Raw genomic sequence first — 581 nt, forward strand, 5'->3', positions numbered from 1 at the left:
AACAGAACAGCAGCACCGGAGGGGCCGTTCCTACTGACAGCGGAATGTACGAAACGGGCGAAGCGGTAAACGTACTAGGTAAGGGAAGCTTGGCAAAAACAGGCCACACGTTCGCGGGCTGGAATACGGCAGCTAATGGATTGGGGACGAACTATGCAGCAGGCTCGGTGCTTACGATGGGGAATGCGAATGTAACGCTGTATGCGAAATGGACGTTGAACCCTACCTATACGGTCACGTATAACGAAAACGGAAGCACCGGAGGAACGGTGCCTACGGACAGTGGAACGTACGAATCCGGAACATCGGTAACGGTTTTGGGTAACGGCAGCTTGGTAAGAACAGGCTATACGTTTGCTGGCTGGAACACTTTAGTAAATGGCAGCGGAACGAACTATGCGGCAGGCGCGGCGCTTACGATGGGGAACGCGAATGTAACGCTGTATGCGAAATGGACGCCCAACCCAACGTACACCGTTACGTATAACGGAAATGGAAGCACAGCAGGAGCAGTGCCTACTGACAGCGGAACGTACGAAACCGGCACATCGGTAACGGTGTTGGGTAATGGCAGCTTGTTG

1 protein-coding gene is annotated in these 581 nt (G+C 53.7%); it reads left to right on the plus strand.

The window, feature by feature from the left end:
- A partial coding sequence (locus tag AB4Z29_RS32335; protein ID WP_441946962.1) for an InlB B-repeat-containing protein occupies positions 1-581 on the plus strand: 581 nt, incomplete at both ends.

Origin of the sequence: Paenibacillus sp. 2TAB23, from assembly GCF_052115165.1 — a bacterium.
Lineage (GTDB): Bacteria > Bacillota > Bacilli > Paenibacillales > Paenibacillaceae > Pristimantibacillus.